Origin of the sequence: Paenibacillus sp. IITD108, from assembly GCF_036541265.1 — a bacterium.
Lineage (GTDB): Bacteria > Bacillota > Bacilli > Paenibacillales > Paenibacillaceae > Pristimantibacillus.
Genome location: NZ_JAZHCT010000019.1, coordinates 1 through 20,074 on the forward strand (window position 1 = coordinate 1; position 20,074 = coordinate 20,074).

The window sequence follows — 20,074 nt, forward strand, 5'->3', positions numbered from 1 at the left end:
GTCTGTCACTTTGCTGCCTCAAAACTGCGATTTTGGTCGTAATAGCGGAACGACTGACCACTTCATTGCGGATAGAGAGGCAGAAAAGCAAGCCACCGATAGGGCTGACATTACGATCAAGTTTGGGCGACGCTGCCGCTGCTCTAGTTCTACTCTTATCTCTCTGACACTCTTGCTTATTACCTACGTAGCCCGACTCCTACTATCAATATTAGAGCCATGCGCCTGCACAGCTCCTCATCATTCAATATCGAAATCAAAATATTGATTCGGAAACGGCTCCTTCTGCAGGGTGTAATGCCACCATTCCTTGCTATACGGCTTAAAGCCGTGTTCAACCATCAGCTGCTTCAGCAGCTGTCTGTTAGCCGACTGTTCTTTCGTAATTTCGCCTGTATCGAATCGCGATATCCGATCCAGCATATCAACAGGGCTGCCCATATCCAGCTCTTCGCCAGTGTCTGCATAGGCTAACGTAAGATCGAAGGTGCTGCCTCTGGAATGTCCTGATTTTTTGGCCAAATAACCTTTTTGGAAAAAAGCTGCTTTATCTTCATTTGGATAAAACAACTCCTTCATCGCAACATCCGACTCATCGGCCGACCACCGCGCGAAATGCTCGACCGCTTTTTGCGGCCTGTAAGCATCGTAAATAACAAGAATATAGCCTTGCTTCTCAGCAGCTGCGCTTACACCCTGCAAGGCAGCTGCCGCAGTCTCGGTAGCAATAGCAAGAGGAGCGTTATAGCCGTCAATAGAAACTCCAACAAAATTTTGCTCGCCATAATATCCCATTACATATTCGGCGCTCGGTATATATTCGTCCAGGTAAACAAAGCCTTCAGGAAGATTATCTTTTTTTACTATAACACCAGGTTCCGGCTGTTGTTCTTCTTCCAAAAGTTTTTCTTGTCCCAAAGGCTTTTCTTCTTCCAAAAGTACTTCTTCTTCCGAAGGCTGTTCTTCATCCGCAAGAATAGATACTTCTTGAACGTCTTCCTTCGCAATATCTCCTGTATAACCTGATGGCGAATTTATATTTGTCTTCTTTTTCTCGTTATTTCGCCCTTCTTGCCCAGCAGAAGTGCATGCTGTAAGCAGCCCAAATGACATCGCCACTAGTATAATTATGACAATAAACTGTAAGAATACTTTATGTGACCTTGCTCTTTCCATCTATAGTTCCATCTCCCGTCAATCCTTATGCTTCGGTCTATATTGCATTGGCGGCACGCCTGTCCAGCGTTTAAATTGCCTGGAAAAATGACTTAATGATGAGAATCCTAACTGCTGTGCAATATCCTCAATAGACATTTCACTTTCCAGCAGAAGATGCTTCGCCTTGTTTAATTTTAATTGCGTTAAATATTGCCGCGGCGACATGCCGTACACTTGCATAAAAATTTTATAGCACTGACTCCTGCTTAAATTTTGCTTTCGTGCGATATGAGCTACTGCGCCTTTGGAAAATAAATGATCCTGAAGCATCGCTTCCATCTCATGCGCAACATCAACCTGTAATCTGGACGTCATCTTCTTGCCGTGCTGCTCTTCCTCAGCAGGATGCTGTTGATGCAATAGCATGGCAACCTCATTAATGATCAGCAGCAGCTGATTTTGAAAAAGCAGTTTATCAACGCCAGATAAATGCATAACAAGCTGCTGCTCTGTTCTATTCACACTGCCTGGGCGCAGCAGCTCCAGCTGGAGCAAGCTTTCTATTTCCTTAATATATAGCAGCAGCTTAGATTGCTTCACCTGCTCGTTGCTAAATAGCTCAAATGAATTTTTTGTAAGAAGCTCGCGCAGCTCCTTATCATCTATATTGAAATGTACGTTAAAAAAGCTGTAATAACCATTTGAGTGGTTAAAGGTATGATGTTTTACACCCGGCTTCAATAAAATCAATTCTCCTGCTCTCATCGTCACCTGCTGATCCTCAGAGGACTGCGTTACCTCCCCGTCCCAGCAATACAACAGCTCAAACAAGTGGTGATGATGGCGAGGATACAACCAGTCAGGAGGTTTAACTGCGAATTGGCAGCCTGTTATTTGAACCGTGTATGTCATATTCGGCAAAATAATTTCCGTATCCATATTCTCATCCTTTCACCTTTTGCGACCACAATTGTTAATGCTTAATAGTATAACACTCGAACGAAACAAATGGTCAAATAATCGCATAGTTTGACAATTGTTCAAGAACAATTAATTTCTTATGATGAGTGCATACTACATTTCTGTATATGGGGTGAGCCAAATGAGCAAGTTCAGCTATGAGGGAAAGCAATTTTTGCTTAACGATAAACCGATTACGATTATTTCAGGCGCTATTCATTATTTTCGAGTTGTGCCGCAGTATTGGCGCGACAGACTGTTAAAGCTTAAAGCATGCGGCTTTAATACAGTAGAAACCTATGTGCCTTGGAATTTGCACGAGCCTCAGGAAGGAACATTTAATTTTGAGGGGATTGCAGACCTGGAGCAGTTTATTAAAATTGCCGAGGAGCTTGGACTGCTCGTTATCGTCCGCCCAAGCCCTTATATTTGTGCGGAGTGGGAATTCGGCGGTTTGCCTGCTTGGCTGCTTGCTGATTCCGATATGGTGTTGCGCTGCTTCCACAAACCATATCTAGAAAAAGTGGATGCCTACTACGATGTTTTGCTGCCGAAGCTAAAGCCTTTGCTTTGTACAAACGGCGGGCCGATTATCGCTATGCAGATTGAGAATGAATATGGAAGCTATGGCAATGATACCAAATATTTGGAGTATATAAGAGACAGTATGATTGCACGAGGCATCGATGTCCTGTTGTTCACATCGGATGGCCCAGAGGATTTCATGCTGCAGGGCGGTATGATTGACGGTGTATTGGAAACGGTCAACTTCGGTTCCCGCACTGCTGAAGCTTTCGAAGCGTTGAATCAGTATCAACAGAACAAGCCGGATATGTGCATGGAATTTTGGAACGGCTGGTTTGACCACTGGGGCGAGGAGCATCATACCCGCAGCTCTGATGAAGTAGCAGCTGAGCTTGACGAAATGTTCAAGCTGGGCGCGTCCGTCAATTTCTACATGTTCCATGGAGGAACGAACTTCGGTTTTTACAACGGCGCGAACAATCCTAAGTATGCACCAACGATTACAAGCTATGATTATGACGTTCCACTTAGCGAAGACGGTGAGCCAACAGCTAAGTTTTATGCGGTGCGCAGTGTAATTGAGAAGCACTTTGGGCTTGAGCCGCTATCACTGCCAGAGCCTATCGCCAAAAAAGCTTACGGCAAGGTAAGTCTAAGTGAAAGCGCAAGTCTGCTAAGCCAGCTTAATGAGCTCGGCACTTCAAGCAGCCATGCTTTCCCTGTAACGATGGAGAAGCTTGGACAAGATTATGGCTTTATCCTATATACGACGCATGTTTCGGGTCCGCGAAATGCAGCTGTCCTCCATTTGCAGGACGTTCATGACCGGGCAATTATTTACTTGAATGACGAATATATTGGGGTCATTGAGCGCGATCATCAAGATAATCAGATTGAATTGGCGATCCCTGAAGGCGGAGCAAAGCTAAGCATTCTGGTTGAAAATATGGGACGGACCAACTACGGACCACTCCTGAGAGATTGCAAAGGAATTACAGAAGGTGTGCGTCTGGGCAATCAATTTTTATTCGGCTGGGAAATTCATACTTTGCCTCTCAACAATGTAGAACAAGTTCAATTTCAGCAAAGCTTGGAGCAAGTTAACGTATGCGGCGACCATAATACGAAGCAGCCGACCTTCTATAAAGGAAGCATTGAAATCGATGAGACGGCCGATACCTTTATCCATATGGAAGGCTGGACGAAAGGCGTTGTCTATATTAATGGCTTTAATCTGGGACGCTACTGGAATCGCGGTCCACAGAAGACGTTATATATACCTGCCCCGATATTGAACAAAGGAAGCAATGAAATTATTATTTTTGAGCTTCACGAAACAAATAATGCCAGCATCAAGCTGGTCGATAAACCCGAGCTTCAATAATGCGAAAAGCCGAGTCTCCGTTCCAATATGGAATAAGGATGACTCGGCTTATTCATATCAAGTGCCAGGCTTGCCAATAACAATTGGAATTCATGTGATTAATGATAGCTGCCTTTAACTATTTCTCAAACATATTGTCAAGATTGTGGTAGTAATTATCACCTAATCCAGCGCTTCTCCGGTCGAAATCATCGCTATCTGTGTAGTCGTCAACAAGTTTTACTTGATGCTTGCTAAGCAGGTCGCGAGCATGCTTCAGCTCTTTTTTCAGCACACAAATACTTGGCATTCCCGCATCATCGTATATAATATATGCCGCCAAATGATTTGCCCGCAATAGCTTTACATACTCATTTTCTTTATTATCGACGACATAGCCCATATCATAAAAGATATCCTCCACGTCAAATTCCCTTGTCTCGGCGATTCCTTGCCAATAAAACACCAGATCTACTGCAGAAAGCATCAGCGTCTGCTTATGACCAAAATATAAGGAATGGCAGTCCAAGGCTTTAACCTCGTACTCATTTTTATATTCAGCTACTCGAAAACCAAATGAACGCAAAAAGCGTGCAGCCTGTTTGCTGCAGCTTTCCGCTATCTTCTCAGGCGAGCCTGTTGGTGCGATTAATTGATAAGGCTCCGGCTTTATATTCTTGGCACGAATATGCTGCAATTGATTCGCATATTGTTGACGCATCCGTTCCAGCGACTCTTCTCTAAAACTGCTATTTTGAATAAACTGATTGAATTGCTCTCCATAGTGCTTCAGCTCCTCTTCCGTTTCGGACAAAGTAAAGCGAATCCAGAAACGAGACAGCAGCCCCTTGTTATAAGGATGCTCCTCCCGCTGCTCAGCGAAAAACGGCGCCCCTCCTTTGCGGCCGGTAGGACGGATCCTGACTTCGACGTACAGATCATCCTTGCTCGCAGAATTATTTTTAGAATATCGCCCCAGCAAACGTTCAAGCGCGTCGTATTCATCCGTGCCATCGCTTGTTTCATCGAATCGATACCATGCAAACTCCCTATCCATTAAGCCTCTCGATCGTTGATATGCAGCTCCCTGAATAAAATATTCTTTTAATCCCAAGCGCCTCGCTCCTTACTTTAGTTAATAGCATGCTTGCTCATCAACTGCTTCAGCTCTGTCTTCGCCTCCTCATCGCCGCGTTCTGCCGCGTTTCGGAACCATTTCATCGCTTCAAATATATTTTTCTCTACCTCCACTCCCTCGGCATACAGAACGCCGAGATTGAACTGAGCATCTGTCCAGCCCTGCCGTGCTGCTTTTATATACCAATAGATGGCCTCTTCCATATTTTTATGAACGCCGTCTCCTGCCTCCAGCTTGCATGCCAAATTAAATTGAAAGGCTTTGTATCCGCGCAAGGCAAGCTCCTTGGTCCACTTCCATGCATGTTCACTTTCTTTATTTTCAGTATATAGAGCTGTCAATTGATAGATCGCACCAACATGGCCTCTCTCACCGGCTTGCAGTAACCACTTCAATGCCTCCTGCGGCTTAGAAGCGCCAAGCTCTCCTGTCAATAGCATCGTTCCAAGCATAAACTGCGCATCGCGATTGCCTTTATTGGCAGCTGCTTCATACCAGCGTTTGGCCATGTTATAATCCTGAGGTGTTCCTCTTCCACGAAAATACATTTGCGCCAATACAAAAGCCGCATCTGCACCGCCATTTTCCGCAGCTTTCTTATAGAAAGAAAAGACGTCTCTCGCTTGCATGCCGCTATCGTTAACAGAAAAGCTGAACTGCAGCCGCGGCATGCCTGCTGCTCGTTCAAACCAATAATTCATTTCGTATAACTGCGGGATCTTCAAGCTCCATTCCTGCTGTTCAGGCTCAGGAAAAATCTTCGTCTTCGGAGCATGCGCCAGCTCGCTCGCATTCCGAATCGTTTTTAATTGCGGCTCTTCGCCAATTTTGGCCCAGGACAAATAGGAAAGCAGATTTCGCTCAAGGACCAGGCCTTTAATTTGCTCTAGCTCTTCCTTGGATACAAAGCCGCCATGCGCCGCTTTATTTCTAATTGGCAGCAGTTCTGTCAGCATGGCTCCCAAATCAGGCATATATGTGCTTACAATCGGAATGGAATGTGTATGGCAGTAATGAGAGAGATCTCGCCACATCATCCGTTTCTCATTAGACCAGCTCTCTATTTCAAATATAATATAGCGCAGCTCCTCTTCTATTACTCCCAGATAGCTCATTGCTATTCCTTGGTAGGACAATAGCCCCGCCGATTTCTGCGACGCCATCGTATGCTCTAAAGTCATTGCCGTAGCCAAAGTTTTTTGGGATTGAACAGAAAGACCGTACCAGTCATTTTGAATAATTTTGAATTGGTTCTCCAGCTCGTCCTTGCTCTCGATATCTATCCATATGCGGTCTTCTATGTCATACTCTTTTCCTTCAAACAGCTCCCAATCGACAACGGTATCACCCGTATCTGTCCGTACAATCGCTCTAGTGATTTGTGTTGCATCGGATATCCCTTGTTTCATAGCTTGAAAGGTTAAATAGGCAAGAGCGTGCATAGCGCCGTAATCAGGTGTAGCCCCTTTGGACAGGCAAGCAAAATCTGTAAGAATTCCCTCCACAACTGTAATCAGCAATCTGTTTTCATTTGCGGTTAAAACGGATGCCGTATTGGTACGACTGAAGTCCTCGTGCTTCTCATACAATTCATTGCATATCGATATCACAGCACCATCGCGAACTTGGCTGCTCTGCAATTCCTGCGTCAATTGGTCCAGCCGTCCCAAGACGCGGGAGCGGTGCCCACTTTTTAATTCATATTGCGTCAAAGGCAGCTCCGCATCGGGGATGCTTCGGCCAAGCACGGGTTGAATCAGTTCTTTTCTAATATCGCTAATCACTGTGGATTTATCTTGAAGGTCATTTGATTTTAGCAGACAGCACTTCTTATACTTTTTCCCTGAACCGCAAGGGCACAGATCGTTTCTCCCCGTCAATCCTCTAACCCCCTATGTGGTTTATAGTTATTTTATCATGGGTAATTAGATAAATGGATAGGAAAATAAATAGTTCCATGCTACTAAGTCAGAGCGCGTTCAAAATACATTTATTCGTTAACGGCTTTCCCGTCTTTTGGACAGGCACGTTTACCGATGATATTTTTACGATTGTGAGGAGGGTGTCGATTAATTGCGGATAGTTGCAATAGGCAATAGAAAGGGGCCACTGCGATCAAGATTGGGATTCCGACCGCTGTTATAGTCTAATTTTTATGAATAAACAATGCCTGTAAAGGAAAAAATTAGCCTACAAAGGCGGACGCTACCGCTTCTCCTTTCCCATTCTTGCTCTCCGTTTCCCCTTTCTCATTGCTTATCAATAGTTGCTCACAATGAATCGACAGTCTCACTGCAACCGTTAAATTTTAGAATGAGCGGATTCTCGTCCAATAACGCTGCTTCCTGTAACCGTTAAGTTTTCAAGCGTGCGGGTTTTACCTCTGTTTTGAGGACGCACCGTCCGGTTGTGTATGAAATTTCATATACAATTTTGTTTTTTGGGGCATTTCAGCGTGATGTGTATGAAATTTCATATACATTGAGACGTTTTGAGGTGGCGCCAACCAATTCTGTATGAATTTTCATATACAATTGTGTTTTTTGGGGCATTTCAGAGTATTGTATATGAAATTTCATATACATTGACCCGTTTTGAGGTGGCACCGTCCGGTTCTGTATGAATTTTCATATACAATTGTGTTTTCTGGGGCATTTCAGCATTTTGTATATGAATTTTCATATACATTGGGCTGTTTTGAGGTAGCGCGCGTCAATTCTGTATGAATTTTCATATACAATTGTGTTTTCTGGAGCATTTCAGAGTATTGTATATGAAATTTCATATACATTGACCCGTTTTGAGGTAGCGCGGACCAATTCTGTATGAATTTTCATATACAATTGTGTTTTTTGGGGCATTTCAGCATATTGTATATGAAATTTCATATACATTGATCCGTTTTGAGGTGGCACCGTCCGGTTCTGTATGAAATTTCATATACAATTGTGTTTTATGGAGCATTTCAGAGTATTGTATATGAATTTTCATATACATTGACCCGTTTTGAGGTGGCACCGTCCGGTTCTGTATGAATTTTCATATACAATTGTGTTTTTTGGGGCATTTCAGAGTATTGAGTATGAATTTTCATATACATTGAGACGTTTTGAGGTGACGCCGACCTATTCTGTATGAATTTTCATATACAATTGTGTTTTTTGGGGCATTTCAGCATATTGTATATGAAATTTCATATACATTGACCCGTTTTGAGGTGGCACCGTCCGGTTCTGTATGAATTTTCATATACAATTGTGTTTTTTGGGGCATTTCAGCGTATTGTGTATGAAATTTCATATACATTGAGTTGTTTCGAGGTGCGCGGACACGCATAGGGTTGTAGTTGTAGAGTTTTGAGCTTTACACGTTAACAGGCTAAGCAACCCAAGGTGCTCAGCCTGTCCATGTCCTTGTCCTTGTCCTTGTCCTTGTCCAATGATGCTACTTCGTCACGATTACTTCTATGTTATTGTTGACTGCTTCTTCCAAAAACAAATGAGGTATGGCCGAATCAGTAACTACAATATCTACTTCTTCGAGGCCAGCCAAACGGATTAATGATTTCTTTTGAAATTTGTGGCTGTCCGCAAGTAGAATGATTTGCTCCGAAATGTGCATGATCTTTCGCTTTATTTGAGATTGAGATTCATAAGGCTCGCTAATGCCTCGCTTCCAATCAAACCCTTTACAGGAAATAAAGCATTTATCAACATGATAGCCCTCGATCATTTTTTCAGCAGCGGCGCCTGTATTGGCTAATGATTGGCGGTCTACGTATCCGCCGATCAGAAAAACTCTAATCCTGCTTTTCCTCGCTAGCTCGTACGCGATCGGTACAGAATAGGTAATTACGGTAATATCGATATCAAGCAGCTGCTTGGCAAGCAGAAGACAGGTTGTGCTGGCATCCAAGGAAATAACGTCGCCTTCCTCCACTAAAGACGCGCCGTAAAAGCCGATTTTCCGCTTTTCCCCGAGATTGATTCCTTCTCGCTGAAGCAATGGCAGCTCCGTACCTTCCTTGCGGTTTAAGATGGCGCCGCCGTGCGTTCTAATCAAATGGCCTTCCTTTTCAAGCGCATCCAGATCACGGCGAATCGTTTCCTCAGTTACGCCGAACCGCTTGCTCATTTGTGCAACCTTGGCAACCTCGCCATTTTCCAGCAGCAGTATAATTTCTTTCTTTCTATCGATATTCGCCAAATTAACCCCCTCCTCTGTCAGCCGATTCACTTCTCACCCATTTCTCTATCGCTCATAGCATGCACAATGTTGCAAGCTAACCAACTTCTTTATACCTCGACCAGCTCTATATCGGCTCCCAAATGCAAGGTATTGCTAATCGTGCAAGTTTTCTCTACTTCCTCTTTCAGCTGCTCTTTATACGCAAGATCAAGCCCTGAAGGGAGGGTCGTATGCACAATGAATTTGGAGAAGCGGCTTGGCGCTTTTGCTGCCTTTACTGCCAACACCTTAATGCTTATTTCCGACTTGTCATACTCCAAGCCGTCTCTTTCGATTATTTTTTGCAGCGTAATCGATACGCATAGGCCGAGCGCAGCCTCCAGCAGCTCTCTTGGCGATAGACCTTCTGAATTAGGGGCCGTGCTGCCGATTATTTGAAAGCCTGCGTCATTGTATATGCGGTTCTGGCCATTTTCTATATTAATGATTGTCATAATTATTCACTCCTAAGTTGAAATAAGGTGACAGGCAGCCTTATGATTGCTGGCAATATTCGTTAAGCCAGGCACTTCAGTCTTGCACCGTTCTGTCGCATAAGGGCAGCGCGTATGAAATACACAGCCAGATGGCGGCGAAAGAGGGGACGGAATTTCGCCCTTGAGAATGATGCGTTCCTTCAGCTTCTTACCGGAAAATCCGGGCACAGCAGAAAATAGCGACTTCGTATAAGGATGAACGGGGTTGCTGAACAATTGATCTGTAGCAGCCTCCTCTACAATTTTTCCTAAATACATAATGCCGATCCGATCAGATATATACCGTACGACACTGATATCGTGAGTAATAAATAATAGCGTCAGCTTCAGATCGCGCTGCAGCTGCTTCAACAGGTTTAATATTTGCGACTGGATTGACACATCCAGAGCGGACACCGGCTCATCGCAAACGATGATTTTTGGATTCATAATAAGCGCGCGGGCAAGCCCCAGACGCTGACGCTGGCCGCCTGAAAATTCATGCGGGAAACGAAAATAATGCTCAGCCTGCAGTCCGACCGTTTGTAAAATACGGAATACAGCCTCCTGGCGCTCTACTTGATTGCCTTGATTATGAATAATTAAAGCTTCTTCCAAAATAGCACCGATTCTTTTGCGCGGATTCAAGGAAGAGAAGGGGTCTTGAAATACCATCTGAATATCTTTCCGGAATTTCCTCAGATCGCCCTTTCGCATTGCAGCCAAATCCTGCTTCTTGTATAGCACCTGGCCCGAGCTGGCCGGAGTAAGCCCAAGAATTGTACGTCCGATCGTGCTTTTTCCCGAACCGGATTCGCCGACTAGTCCGTAGGTTTCACCTTCATACAGCTGAAAAGATACATCCGATACAGCGTGCACAAACGCTTTTGCGCCAAAAATTTTGCCAAAAGGACTGTAAACCGGAAACTGCTTATGAAGCGAAATGACGTCAAGCAGCGGCTCTGCCGCAGAGACAGCATAATCTAAGCCTATTGCTTTCTCAGCCAACTGCCTCTCCTCCCTTCACACTGCTTATCTCTTTATAATGCCAGCATTTAACCCGGTGTCCATCTGCCGCCTGCTCCATAACCGGCTGCTGGCTGCGGCATTTGTCATCCGAAAATGGGCATCTTGCTGCAAAGCTGCAGCCCTGCGGAATATTGGCAAGCGAGGGGACTGTGCCTTCTATAACATGAAGCTTCTCATTGCGGCTCCCGTTGAGCCTTGGAATAGATTTGATAAGACCTTGGGTATAAGGGTGCAGAGGTCTTTGAAATAAATGCTCCGTCTGCGCTTCCTCAACAATTTGGCCCAAATACATAACCTTAACGCTCGTGCATATCTCCGCTACCACACCCAAATCGTGCGTAATAAATAAAACGCCCATGCCCAGCTTGCGGTTCAGCTCCACAATCAGATCCAATATTTGCGCTTGAATGGTAACATCCAGCGCGGTTGTCGGCTCGTCTGCGATCAACAGCTTAGGCTCGCAAGCCAGTGCCATCGCAATCATCACGCGCTGCTGCATGCCGCCTGACAGCTGATGCGGATATTCGTGCACGCGCTGCTCCGGCGCCGGAATGCCTGTTAGACGCAGCATTTCTACCGCTTTTTGACGCGCTTCTTTTTTTGATTTTTTCTGATGCAGGCGAATAACCTCTTCCAACTGATTGCCGATTGTATAAACAGGATTAAGCGAGGTCAGCGGATCCTGAAAAATAATCGATATATCATCGCCGCGAATCGCTCTCATTTTAGCAGGGGAAAGCTTGAATAAATCCTGCTGATCGAATATAACCTGGCCTTCATATGAAATAGCATCCGTATGATCAAGCAGCCTCGTAATCGACTGGGACATTACGCTTTTTCCACAGCCGGACTCTCCAACTATGCCGACAATTTCGCCCCTATCCATCGTAAAGCTAACGTCATTGACTGCCGTCACTTTGCCGCGGTCGGTATGGAAATGCGTTTTTAAATGCTTGACTTCCAAAAGAGTCTGTCCGCTCATCGTATGCCAACACCTCCTGTTTGATCAGCTGATTACTTCTTAATTTTTTGCTTCAAGCGCGGATCAAGCTGATCGCGCAGTCCGTCTCCAAGCAGATTCAAGCTAAGAACGGACAAAACAATCATTACGCCCGGGAAGACAAGCATCCACCAGGCTTTATAAATAACAAGCTTGCTGGCCTGTAAAATATTTCCCCAGCTCGGCTCGGGCGCTGGAATCCCGGCTCCCAGAAAGCTTAGAGCTGCCTCCGAAATAATTGCCTCGGCAAATACAAAGGTCGCTTGCACAAGTAATGGCGATAAGGTATTCGGCACAATATGACGCCATATGATTCGCGAATCGCTGGCTCCCTGCGCCATCACCGCTTCAATATAGGTTTGCTCCCGCACGACAAGAGCTGTAGAGCGTACAACGCGGGCAATATTGGGGGTAAAAACGATCGTCAGCGCAATAATCACGTTAGTAGCCGATGCCCCGAGCGCAGCCATTAAAGCAATCGCCAGCAGTATGCCGGGTATAGCCGTCAATCCATCAGATATGCGCATTAATATATGATCCAGCATTCTATAGTAAGCCGCGTAGACTCCAATGACAAGCCCCAGCAGCGAGGAGATTAATGCTACAACGAGCCCTACGCTTATTGAAACCCGCGCGCCATATAATATTCGAGTCAGCAAATCTCTGCCGAACTCGTCTGTCCCCAGCCAATGCGCGCCGCTTGGCGGCTTTAAGCGGTCGACCACCTTCATATCATAAGGACCGTAGGATGCTAGAATCGGGCCCAATATAGCTAAAACAGCAAGCAGCAAAAATACTGATCCGCCTATTATCAATCCGCGATTAGATTTTAGTCGGAGAAGTCCTAATGAACGCTGCTCTTGCTTAAGCTTTTTACTTATTTGTGCGATATGCTCTTTCTCCTGAGCTGTAATCATTGTGACCCCTCTTTCTATTTGCGATCCAATCGAACGCGCGGATCCACTGCGCCATATAGCAAATCTACCAACAGGTTTATCGTGACATACATGACTGTCACACTAAGCACGACACCTTGGATGACAGCAAAATCTCTTCTTGCTATTGAATTCAATATGAGCTGTCCCAAGCCAGGTATATTGAATATAGATTCCACCACTACCGCTCCCGTAACTAAAGTGCCGAAGGTTTGGCCAATGACAGTCAATATAGGCAAAAAAGCATTGCGAAACGCATGCTTGAGCAGCACCTTCCACTCGTTCAGCCCTTTGGAGCGCGCCGTTTTAATAAAATTCAAATTGAGCACCTCGAGCATAGAGGAGCGTGTCATGCGCGTAATAAGCGCAGCTTGTATCGTGCCTAATGAAATACCCGGCAATATTAAATATTGCAAATGCGTCCATAGGCCGTTGGACAGCGGTTCATAGCCTGCCACAGGCAGCCACTGGAGCTTAACTCCAATCACCAGCATTAAAAACAATCCTAGCAAAAAGCTTGGGATCGCCATACCGAGCAAAGAAACGCCCATAAGCGAGTAGTCGGTTATCGTTCCTCGTTTATATGCCGCTATTATCCCAAAAGGAATCGCTATTATTAATGCGATGATTTGTGCCAGTATAGCTAGCGACAGCGTAGGCCCGATATGCTCCATGATCGCTTCGCTTACCGGCTGATGCATAAAGATAGAATCGCCCAAATCGCCCTTAAACAGCTTCCCGACCCAATTGGTATACTGCTCATAAAGCGGAAGATTGAACCCCAGTTCCTCATTGAGCGCATCGATCTCCTGCTCGGATGCTTCCATTCCGAGCATTACAGCAGCTGGCTTGCCGGGGGTTATATGAATCAGCAAAAAGATAGCGATTGAAACAACCAGCAGAACTGGAATTAATGAAAATAATCTTTTTATAATGTAAGCGAGCACTTGAATCGCTCCTCGTTCAACTAATATTTAAGCCATTATAATCTCGAAAAGGAAGGTGTTAGACAGCTTACCTAAGTAATCTGTTACACCTTCCCGTCCATTATTTCGCTATTTTCGCGTTCCAGACAACCGGCGCTTCATATAGCTCAAAGCCTTCTAGATTTTTATTGATCGCTACGACACCGTTATAATGTCCAAGTACTGTCGATGAAGCAAACTCATACATGAAGCCTTGCAGCTTTTCCCACTCCTGCTTGGCTGCTTCCGGCGTTGCTGCACTGCGGATAGCTACTAGCGCATTTGCCACTGTCTCATTATTAAGACCTGCCCAATCAGGGTTTACTGCCAGAAGCTGAGGCGGCGTAATTTGATAGCCTGTGCTCGCAAGGAAAATATCCCACTTGCTGCGATCATTTTTTGTTTCCAGGAAGGTTGGGAAATCAAAGTTAATGACCTTCACATTCATGCCAATCTGGCGCAGCTGCTCCTGGATAACCAAAGTTCCCGTATACATCTCGTTATAATCCTTGGTAGTCAGCAAAGTAATTTCTTCTCCGTTGTAGCCTGCTTCTGCAAGAAGCTGCTTCGCCTTCTCCGGATTGGACTGGTTATAGTACTCTGCACCAGCTTCATTCGTCCATTGCGTTTGATTCGTGCTCAAGTAGCTTGGCGATAAAGAATACAGCTCCGGTTTGGCAAAGCTTGCGAGCATAATTTCTTCATTGTTGAGAGCAGCAAGCACAGCTTGACGCAGCTTCACATCGGAAAGAACACCTTCAGTTGTGTTAAAGAATGCTGTCAATGCACCGCCTGGGAAGGATTGAAGCTCTACATTATTAACAGCGGCGAGTTCATCATAATTTTCAATTGGAATGCTGTCCGCAACATCATATTTGCCTGTTTTCACACCAGCAATTCTCGTAGCATGGTCAGTTACAAAATGGAAGTACAAATTTTTCGTAGGCGCTTCTTTTCTTCCATCAAACCCGCTTGGATCTCTATCTACAGACTGGTACTCGTCATAACGCTCCAAATGAATGTACTGATCCTGCTTCCACTCCACAAATTTATAAGGGCCAGTACCAATATACTCCTTGATGCCTTCTGCAGGCGCTGATTCTATAATTTCCTTAGGCATAATAGCCGGGAATTGTGCTTGTGCTGAAATAAGTATTAATACATCAGATGTAGCCTTTTCTACTGTCAGCTTAACTGTGTAAGTATCAACGGCTTCGAACTTGGCATTCTGCAATAGCACCTTAGCGCGGGAAGAAGTGACCAGCCATCTGTTCATGGATGCTACTACATCCTCGGATGTTAATTCCTTGCCGTTGTGAAACTTAACCCCTTGTCTCAGCTTGAATGTATATGATAACCCGTCTTCGCTGCGCTCTACTGATTCCGCAAGAGCAGGCACCGGCTCATAATTCGCATTCAGCGTATATAACTGCTCAAATATATTGCCTGCTGTATCAAGCGCTACTGCGGACACCGTCATAGCTGTATCCAAAGTAGGCGGCTGTGCTGTCAGCGCGATATTTAGTTCATCTTTATATTCCTTGGACTCATCTTTATTGGCATCGTCCTTGCTGCCTTCATTTACTGCCGGACTCGGACTGCTGTTTCCCGGCGTTTGTTTATTTCCACCGCTGCCGCAGGCAGCCGTTACCATCAGTAATAATATTGCAACTAATAAACCCCATTTTTTTGACTTCATTGTATTGTGCCCCCTTAGTATGACGAGAAATCAATTCCGATAATTCCTACTAAATAAGTAGTATTAATATGATATTCCAATACTACTGCACGTATTAGAGTTTGTCAATCACTTTTATTATGCTTTACCCCCGTAATTAAAGGGCGAACGAGACTTCTTCCTATTTGTTTAAAAAAGAAAAAAAGACCCTCTTCTTTTATGAAAAAAGGATCTTTTTGTACTTTTATAACTATTACCGAACGATTGGATTGCTTTTACGCGTCAATGAGACGGCCGCGTTTCTTTTTAAGATATCGATTTAATCTTTCCGTACATAAAAGCATTACTATTGCAAATATAACGACAAAGACAGGAAAGATGCCAATTGTAAAATAAGACGCCACGACACCAAGAAATGGCGGAATTAGCGTGCTTCCCGTATAAGCAGTTGCCATTTGATAGCCCATAATCGATTGTGCATGCGTCTTGCCAAAGCGGGCTGGCGTTTCATGCAGCATACAAGGAAATATAGGCGCAAGCCCTAATCCGATCACAATAAAGCCAATAAGTGAAACAATCGATGGCAAAGGCAATACGAGCAGTACCGTGCCAAGCAGTGCAATAAGCTGACCGTATCGGATAAGCTTTCGATTACTCATTTTGAACGTAATAAACCCTGTAATCATTCTTCCTGCTGTAATGCCTATATAAAACACAGACACCCACTGCGCAGCTGCAGCAGCGTCCAGCTCCTTCACATTCACTAGAAAACTGCTGCCCCACAAACCAACGCTCGCTTCAATCCCGCAATAAAATAAAAAGGTCAGCATCGCCAGCTTAACGCCCTTAACATTCCAGGGCTTCATATTTTTTAATTGCTGCTCCTCTTCCTGATCCGCAGAAGATACTGCAGAACGGTCTGATGCCCGCTTTACAGCGTTATCTTGTTCAGCTGCTGCGCCGCTCAACTTTGCAACCTTATCCCATAATGGCAGCGATACTAGTAAAATGATCACTAATCCGAACTGAATAGCCGCAACCGTCAAATAGCCTTGCCTCCACAAGTTTTGGCCGGATATATAAGATGCCATAATAATAGGGCCAAGTGTCGCGCCAACCCCCCAGAAGCAATGCAGCCAGCTCATATGATGAGCTTTGTAATGAGCAGCAACATAACTGTTTAAGCCGGCATCCACCGAGCCGCCGCCCAGCCCAAGCGGTATTGCAAAAAGAATCAACCAGATCAGTGAAGGCGACCAGGCAAAGCCGAGCAATGCCGCTGCTGTCATTAAACAGCTGATAAGCGTAACCTTGCCAATACCGAAGCGTTTAAGCACGTAGCCGCTCATCAGGCTGGAAATAATCGTGCTGCCTGCAACAACCATCGATATGGCTCCAGCTGTGCTTAATGAAGCATCCATATCCTTGCTCATGACCGGCCATGCTGCTCCCAATAAGGAATCCGGCAATCCGAGACTAATAAATGCCAAGTAAATAATAATTAGAAAAAACGTTGCCATTAGCAGATGCACTCCTTAATGCAAATTTAGTTCGTTTGGATAAGCAGGGCATTAAGGCCAAGACTTTGAAGGCCATACAAGTAATCCGACTTCCAATCGCTTGCCGAAAGTTCCGGAAGATGCTCTTTTGGAACATATGCAGCGCTGTGCGCAATAATTTCACTTATGAGATGAGAATTTACTTCTTCCTCGCAAAATACAAAATAGTCCGGATTCAAAATCGCCGTTATCGCAGCGACTAATCGGCTAATCGGATCTATGTGTTTAACTGCTGCATCTGCATCACGCTCATCGTTTAAAGCTTGCAAAAAATTTTTATAATCGTACTGCGGTATAAAAGAAACCTCGCCTGAGAAAAAGGATTTGCCGCGCACAATTTGACCGTTTACGGCAACACCGGCTCCAGGACCATTTTGCCCTAAATATAAATAAATAATGGAAGCCATCTCCTGCAGCTTCCTTCGCGCTATATAGCCGAGCACAGCTGCATTCATATCGTTCTCGACGACGGCAGGCACGCCGATCTGCTCTTCAATATATTGCTTCAAATGAAGATTATCGTACTGCTCATAGGCTGGCATATAGAAAATTTTCCCTTCATTAACTGCTCCGGGAACCCCAATTGCAACTGATTGAATACTGGGGTAGCTGTCCATTATATCTCGGATTAGATTAACAAGGCTTGATGCCTCTTCCTGCAAAACACTATTTGTCCTTCCCTGCCCCATTTGGTCTCCAAAGCCGTTAAAGATCGTATAGTGCGTTTCATGCTTCTCCAAAAATATAGCGAGTCCCAGCCTATAATTCGCATTATAAACATATCTCTTTGCTCTTCTGCCGCCGCTCGATTCATCCAGCCCAGCCAGGGAAACCTCACCTGAACGCTCCATGAGCGTTAAAAATTTGCTTATCGTAGGAAAGCTGATCTGCAGTTTCTCACTAAGCTCAGCCTTCGTTCCACTTCCCTGCCCAAGTAAAAGCTTGCGCATACTTCGCATAATGCTTGCTTTCGTTTCCTGCGCACTCATTCGTACATCTCTCATATCATTCCCACCTAGGTATGCCAATACTTTTTAAAGACGTTTAATAAGTCGATATGAGCATAACAGGAATTGAGAAAACTAACAAGAAAAAGTTTTGCTTTGCCTCATCCTGGTGCCGATCTAGGAGCGCTAACGATTATCAAAAGCCTTATTTGTCCTATATAAACAAAAAAAGCTGCCCCGGCAATCACAATGGATCGCTAAAGGACAGCTCTGCTGCGTTATGAAGTCATTTACTTATGCTTTTATCATCTTACAGCGCAGCGATTCGGACCAATCTCCATCTCCGTCTGCTCTTCATCATCAGGCATAATTTTGCCCATGTTAACTTGTCTAATTTGCTGATACGCATTGGGCTGCGGCGGCAAATGATCGGTAACGGTACGGCGAAATTCCGCTTCGTCGGCAATATTCAAGCCGTGATTTTGTGCAAATAAATCACCTAGCCGCCTTGCAATCGTCCCATCCTCATTCATTTCATCGATAATCATAAAATGTGCAGGCAGGACAATCAGATCCTCTGCCAGCTCACGGTAACGGCTATACAGCGTTTCTCGCAAATCACTTACCCAATCCTCTGCAAGCCCCGCCAAATCCGGTCTTCCGATGGAATCAATAAATAGTATATCTCCTGTCAGCAAATAACGGTTATCCACTACAAAAGAAGTGGAGCCAACCGTATGCCCCGGTGAATAGAGTGCCCCAACCTGTATGCTGGACTCACCTATGTTAACCGATAAACGATCTGTCAGCGGTGTGAAATCGAACAAAACCTCTGAAGCATCTTTCGGCGGCAAATAGTAGCTTGCCCCTGTCTGTTCTGCGATAAGGCGGCCTCCGGATATATGATCCGCATGAAGATGCGTATCAAATACATGGGTAATTACAGCGCCTTTTGATTGTGCAAAATGTGTAAACACATCAGTAAATCGCACCGCATCAATAACAGCAGCCTCGCCGCTGGATACAATCATATAAGACAGGCAGCCTTTGCCTAAGCGCACAAATTGGTAAAGTTCTCCGCCGCCAGTCAGATCGGCAACCTTGATCGGCTCCAAATACATGCTCCAAGCCTTCATGCCGCCTTCCAAATAAGCGACAGTGCGGCCTGCTTCACTAAGCATTTCAGCAACCATGACAGATGAGCCTTCCTTTGCGCAAACGATTAGTACTTCGCCTTTTGCAGGAATTTGGGGCAATATTCCCTCCACCCCATCAAGCAGATCAAAATAGGGGACGTTCAAATATTGAAATTGGCGGCCTTCTATTTTCCAGTCTGCAAAAGCATCCGGGTTTCTCACATCAACTATAAAAAGCGGCTCATTATGAATGACTCTTTGAGCAACATCTGCTGCTGTCCATTTCTTGATAGACATCTGCAACTCCCTCCCTTATCATGCTGTCTGTTTTTAGTACAATATAATTGCTGCTTTATTAGACGTAATTTATCTTTCCGCCTTAACGATTTGGTTAAGTTGGCCATTCCAGCCCGTCATTCCAGGCAATACGTTATAAACATTTGAATAGCCTGCTTTGGCTACTTTTTGTGCAGCAAGATCGCTGCGTTTGCCTGTGCGGCAAATCAAATAGATATTCTTTTCTCTATCCAGCTCATTCATTCGCTCATCTAACTCGCCCAGCGGTATTGAAATAGCGCCCTCGATATGTCCAAAAGCGTATTCTGCAGCTTCACGGACATCTATAAGCAAACCGCCTTGCTTGGCGGCTGTTGCCGCTTCCTCATTGCTTGCCGTTTGCTCATGCGCAGCTTCAAAAACGTTATCGCTCGAGCATTTGCGAATATAGTGCAGCAGTACTTCGCCTTTTTCAAAAGTGCCGATATATTGATAGCCGACTGAAGCCGCCCAAGCAGCCAAATCAGCTTTGGAGCCTTTATCTGTCGCTTGCACTTCCAATACTTGACCTTCCTCCAAGCTGCCCATTGCTTTTTTTGTTTTTACAATAGGCATCGGACAGGCCATACCTTTGGCGTCTACTTGATAATCTGCTTTTAACATCTATTATTCCTCCTCAAATCCAAAATACCCTCAGGGGTA

Annotated in this window: 16 protein-coding genes; 1 reads left to right on the plus strand and 15 read right to left on the minus strand. The window is 44.9% G+C overall.

All coding sequences use genetic code 11. The features are described 5' to 3' along the window. Positions 1-240 precede the first annotated feature (240 nt). Complete coding sequence (locus V1L65_RS16925) at positions 241-1,176, minus strand: M15 family metallopeptidase (protein ID WP_331700391.1); 936 nt, start codon at positions 1,174-1,176, stop codon at positions 241-243. Positions 1,177-1,194: 18 nt separating this feature from the next. Further along, positions 1,195-2,097 (minus strand): AraC family transcriptional regulator, encoded by a 903-nt coding sequence (locus V1L65_RS16930; RefSeq protein ID WP_331700392.1) that lies wholly within the window; start codon positions 2,095-2,097, stop codon positions 1,195-1,197. A 163-nt stretch (positions 2,098-2,260) separates the two neighbouring features. Between V1L65_RS16930 and V1L65_RS16935 the strand changes: the two genes are divergently transcribed. Beyond that, positions 2,261-4,027, plus strand: a complete 1,767-nt coding sequence (locus V1L65_RS16935; protein WP_331700393.1) for a glycoside hydrolase family 35 protein — start codon at positions 2,261-2,263, stop codon at positions 4,025-4,027. Between the two features lie 118 nt (positions 4,028-4,145). Here V1L65_RS16935 and V1L65_RS16940 read toward each other — a convergent pair whose 3' ends face one another. The 13 genes from V1L65_RS16940 to V1L65_RS17000 form a co-directional block, all read right to left on the minus strand. Beyond that, positions 4,146-5,120: a hypothetical protein gene (locus V1L65_RS16940; RefSeq protein WP_331700394.1), complete on the minus strand. Its 975-nt coding sequence runs from the start codon at positions 5,118-5,120 to the stop codon at positions 4,146-4,148. Positions 5,121-5,137: 17 nt separating this feature from the next. After that, entirely contained in the window at positions 5,138-7,024 is a 1,887-nt protein-coding gene (locus V1L65_RS16945; protein ID WP_331700395.1) for a tetratricopeptide repeat protein, read from the minus strand. Positions 7,025-8,588: 1,564 nt separating this feature from the next. Further along, positions 8,589-9,350: a DeoR/GlpR family DNA-binding transcription regulator gene (locus tag V1L65_RS16950; protein ID WP_331700396.1), complete on the minus strand. Its 762-nt coding sequence runs from the start codon at positions 9,348-9,350 to the stop codon at positions 8,589-8,591. An 89-nt stretch (positions 9,351-9,439) separates the two neighbouring features. Beyond that, a complete protein-coding gene (locus V1L65_RS16955; protein ID WP_331700397.1) occupies positions 9,440-9,826 on the minus strand; it encodes an OsmC family protein in 387 nt (128 codons plus the stop codon). Positions 9,827-9,838: 12 nt separating this feature from the next. Next, positions 9,839-10,855 carry an ABC transporter ATP-binding protein gene (locus V1L65_RS16960; protein WP_331700398.1) on the minus strand — a complete coding sequence of 339 codons (1,017 nt, stop codon included), beginning with the start codon at positions 10,853-10,855 and terminating at the stop codon, positions 9,839-9,841. After that, positions 10,848-11,858: an ABC transporter ATP-binding protein gene (locus tag V1L65_RS16965; protein WP_331700399.1), complete on the minus strand. Its 1,011-nt coding sequence runs from the start codon at positions 11,856-11,858 to the stop codon at positions 10,848-10,850. Before V1L65_RS16965 ends, V1L65_RS16960 begins: the two co-directional genes overlap by 8 nt. 32 nt (positions 11,859-11,890) lie before the next feature. Next, positions 11,891-12,793 (minus strand): ABC transporter permease, encoded by a 903-nt coding sequence (locus tag V1L65_RS16970; protein ID WP_331700400.1) that lies wholly within the window; start codon positions 12,791-12,793, stop codon positions 11,891-11,893. A 14-nt stretch (positions 12,794-12,807) separates the two neighbouring features. After that, a complete protein-coding gene (locus tag V1L65_RS16975) occupies positions 12,808-13,758 on the minus strand; it encodes an ABC transporter permease (protein WP_331700401.1) in 951 nt (316 codons plus the stop codon). Positions 13,759-13,858: 100 nt separating this feature from the next. Beyond that, complete coding sequence (locus V1L65_RS16980; protein WP_331700402.1) at positions 13,859-15,475, minus strand: ABC transporter substrate-binding protein; 1,617 nt, start codon at positions 15,473-15,475, stop codon at positions 13,859-13,861. A 254-nt stretch (positions 15,476-15,729) separates the two neighbouring features. Beyond that, positions 15,730-16,974 carry an MFS transporter gene (locus V1L65_RS16985; RefSeq protein WP_331700403.1) on the minus strand — a complete coding sequence of 415 codons (1,245 nt, stop codon included), beginning with the start codon at positions 16,972-16,974 and terminating at the stop codon, positions 15,730-15,732. A 26-nt stretch (positions 16,975-17,000) separates the two neighbouring features. Further along, entirely contained in the window at positions 17,001-18,017 is a 1,017-nt protein-coding gene (locus V1L65_RS16990; protein WP_331700404.1) for an ROK family transcriptional regulator, read from the minus strand. A 248-nt stretch (positions 18,018-18,265) separates the two neighbouring features. Continuing rightward, positions 18,266-19,393 carry an MBL fold metallo-hydrolase gene (locus V1L65_RS16995; RefSeq protein WP_331700405.1) on the minus strand — a complete coding sequence of 376 codons (1,128 nt, stop codon included), beginning with the start codon at positions 19,391-19,393 and terminating at the stop codon, positions 18,266-18,268. A 69-nt stretch (positions 19,394-19,462) separates the two neighbouring features. Then, positions 19,463-20,035 carry a sulfurtransferase TusA family protein gene (locus V1L65_RS17000; protein WP_331700406.1) on the minus strand — a complete coding sequence of 191 codons (573 nt, stop codon included), beginning with the start codon at positions 20,033-20,035 and terminating at the stop codon, positions 19,463-19,465. Between the last annotated feature and the right edge of the window lie 39 nt (positions 20,036-20,074).

Coding starts and splice junctions, on each gene's coding strand:
- V1L65_RS16935 (WP_331700393.1), top strand. CDS start 2,261: ATGAGCAAGTTCAGCTATGAGGGAAAGCAATTTTTGCTTAACGATAAA.
- V1L65_RS16955 (WP_331700397.1), bottom strand. CDS start 9,826: ATGACAATCATTAATATAGAAAATGGCCAGAACCGCATATACAATGAC.
- V1L65_RS16925 (WP_331700391.1), bottom strand. CDS start 1,176: ATGGAAAGAGCAAGGTCACATAAAGTATTCTTACAGTTTATTGTCATA.
- V1L65_RS16970 (WP_331700400.1), bottom strand. CDS start 12,793: ATGATTACAGCTCAGGAGAAAGAGCATATCGCACAAATAAGTAAAAAG.
- V1L65_RS16980 (WP_331700402.1), bottom strand. CDS start 15,475: ATGAAGTCAAAAAAATGGGGTTTATTAGTTGCAATATTATTACTGATG.
- V1L65_RS16995 (WP_331700405.1), bottom strand. CDS start 19,393: ATGTCTATCAAGAAATGGACAGCAGCAGATGTTGCTCAAAGAGTCATT.
- V1L65_RS16985 (WP_331700403.1), bottom strand. CDS start 16,974: ATGGCAACGTTTTTTCTAATTATTATTTACTTGGCATTTATTAGTCTC.
- V1L65_RS17000 (WP_331700406.1), bottom strand. CDS start 20,035: ATGTTAAAAGCAGATTATCAAGTAGACGCCAAAGGTATGGCCTGTCCG.
- V1L65_RS16930 (WP_331700392.1), bottom strand. CDS start 2,097: ATGGATACGGAAATTATTTTGCCGAATATGACATACACGGTTCAAATA.
- V1L65_RS16965 (WP_331700399.1), bottom strand. CDS start 11,858: ATGAGCGGACAGACTCTTTTGGAAGTCAAGCATTTAAAAACGCATTTC.
- V1L65_RS16990 (WP_331700404.1), bottom strand. CDS start 18,017: ATGAGAGATGTACGAATGAGTGCGCAGGAAACGAAAGCAAGCATTATG.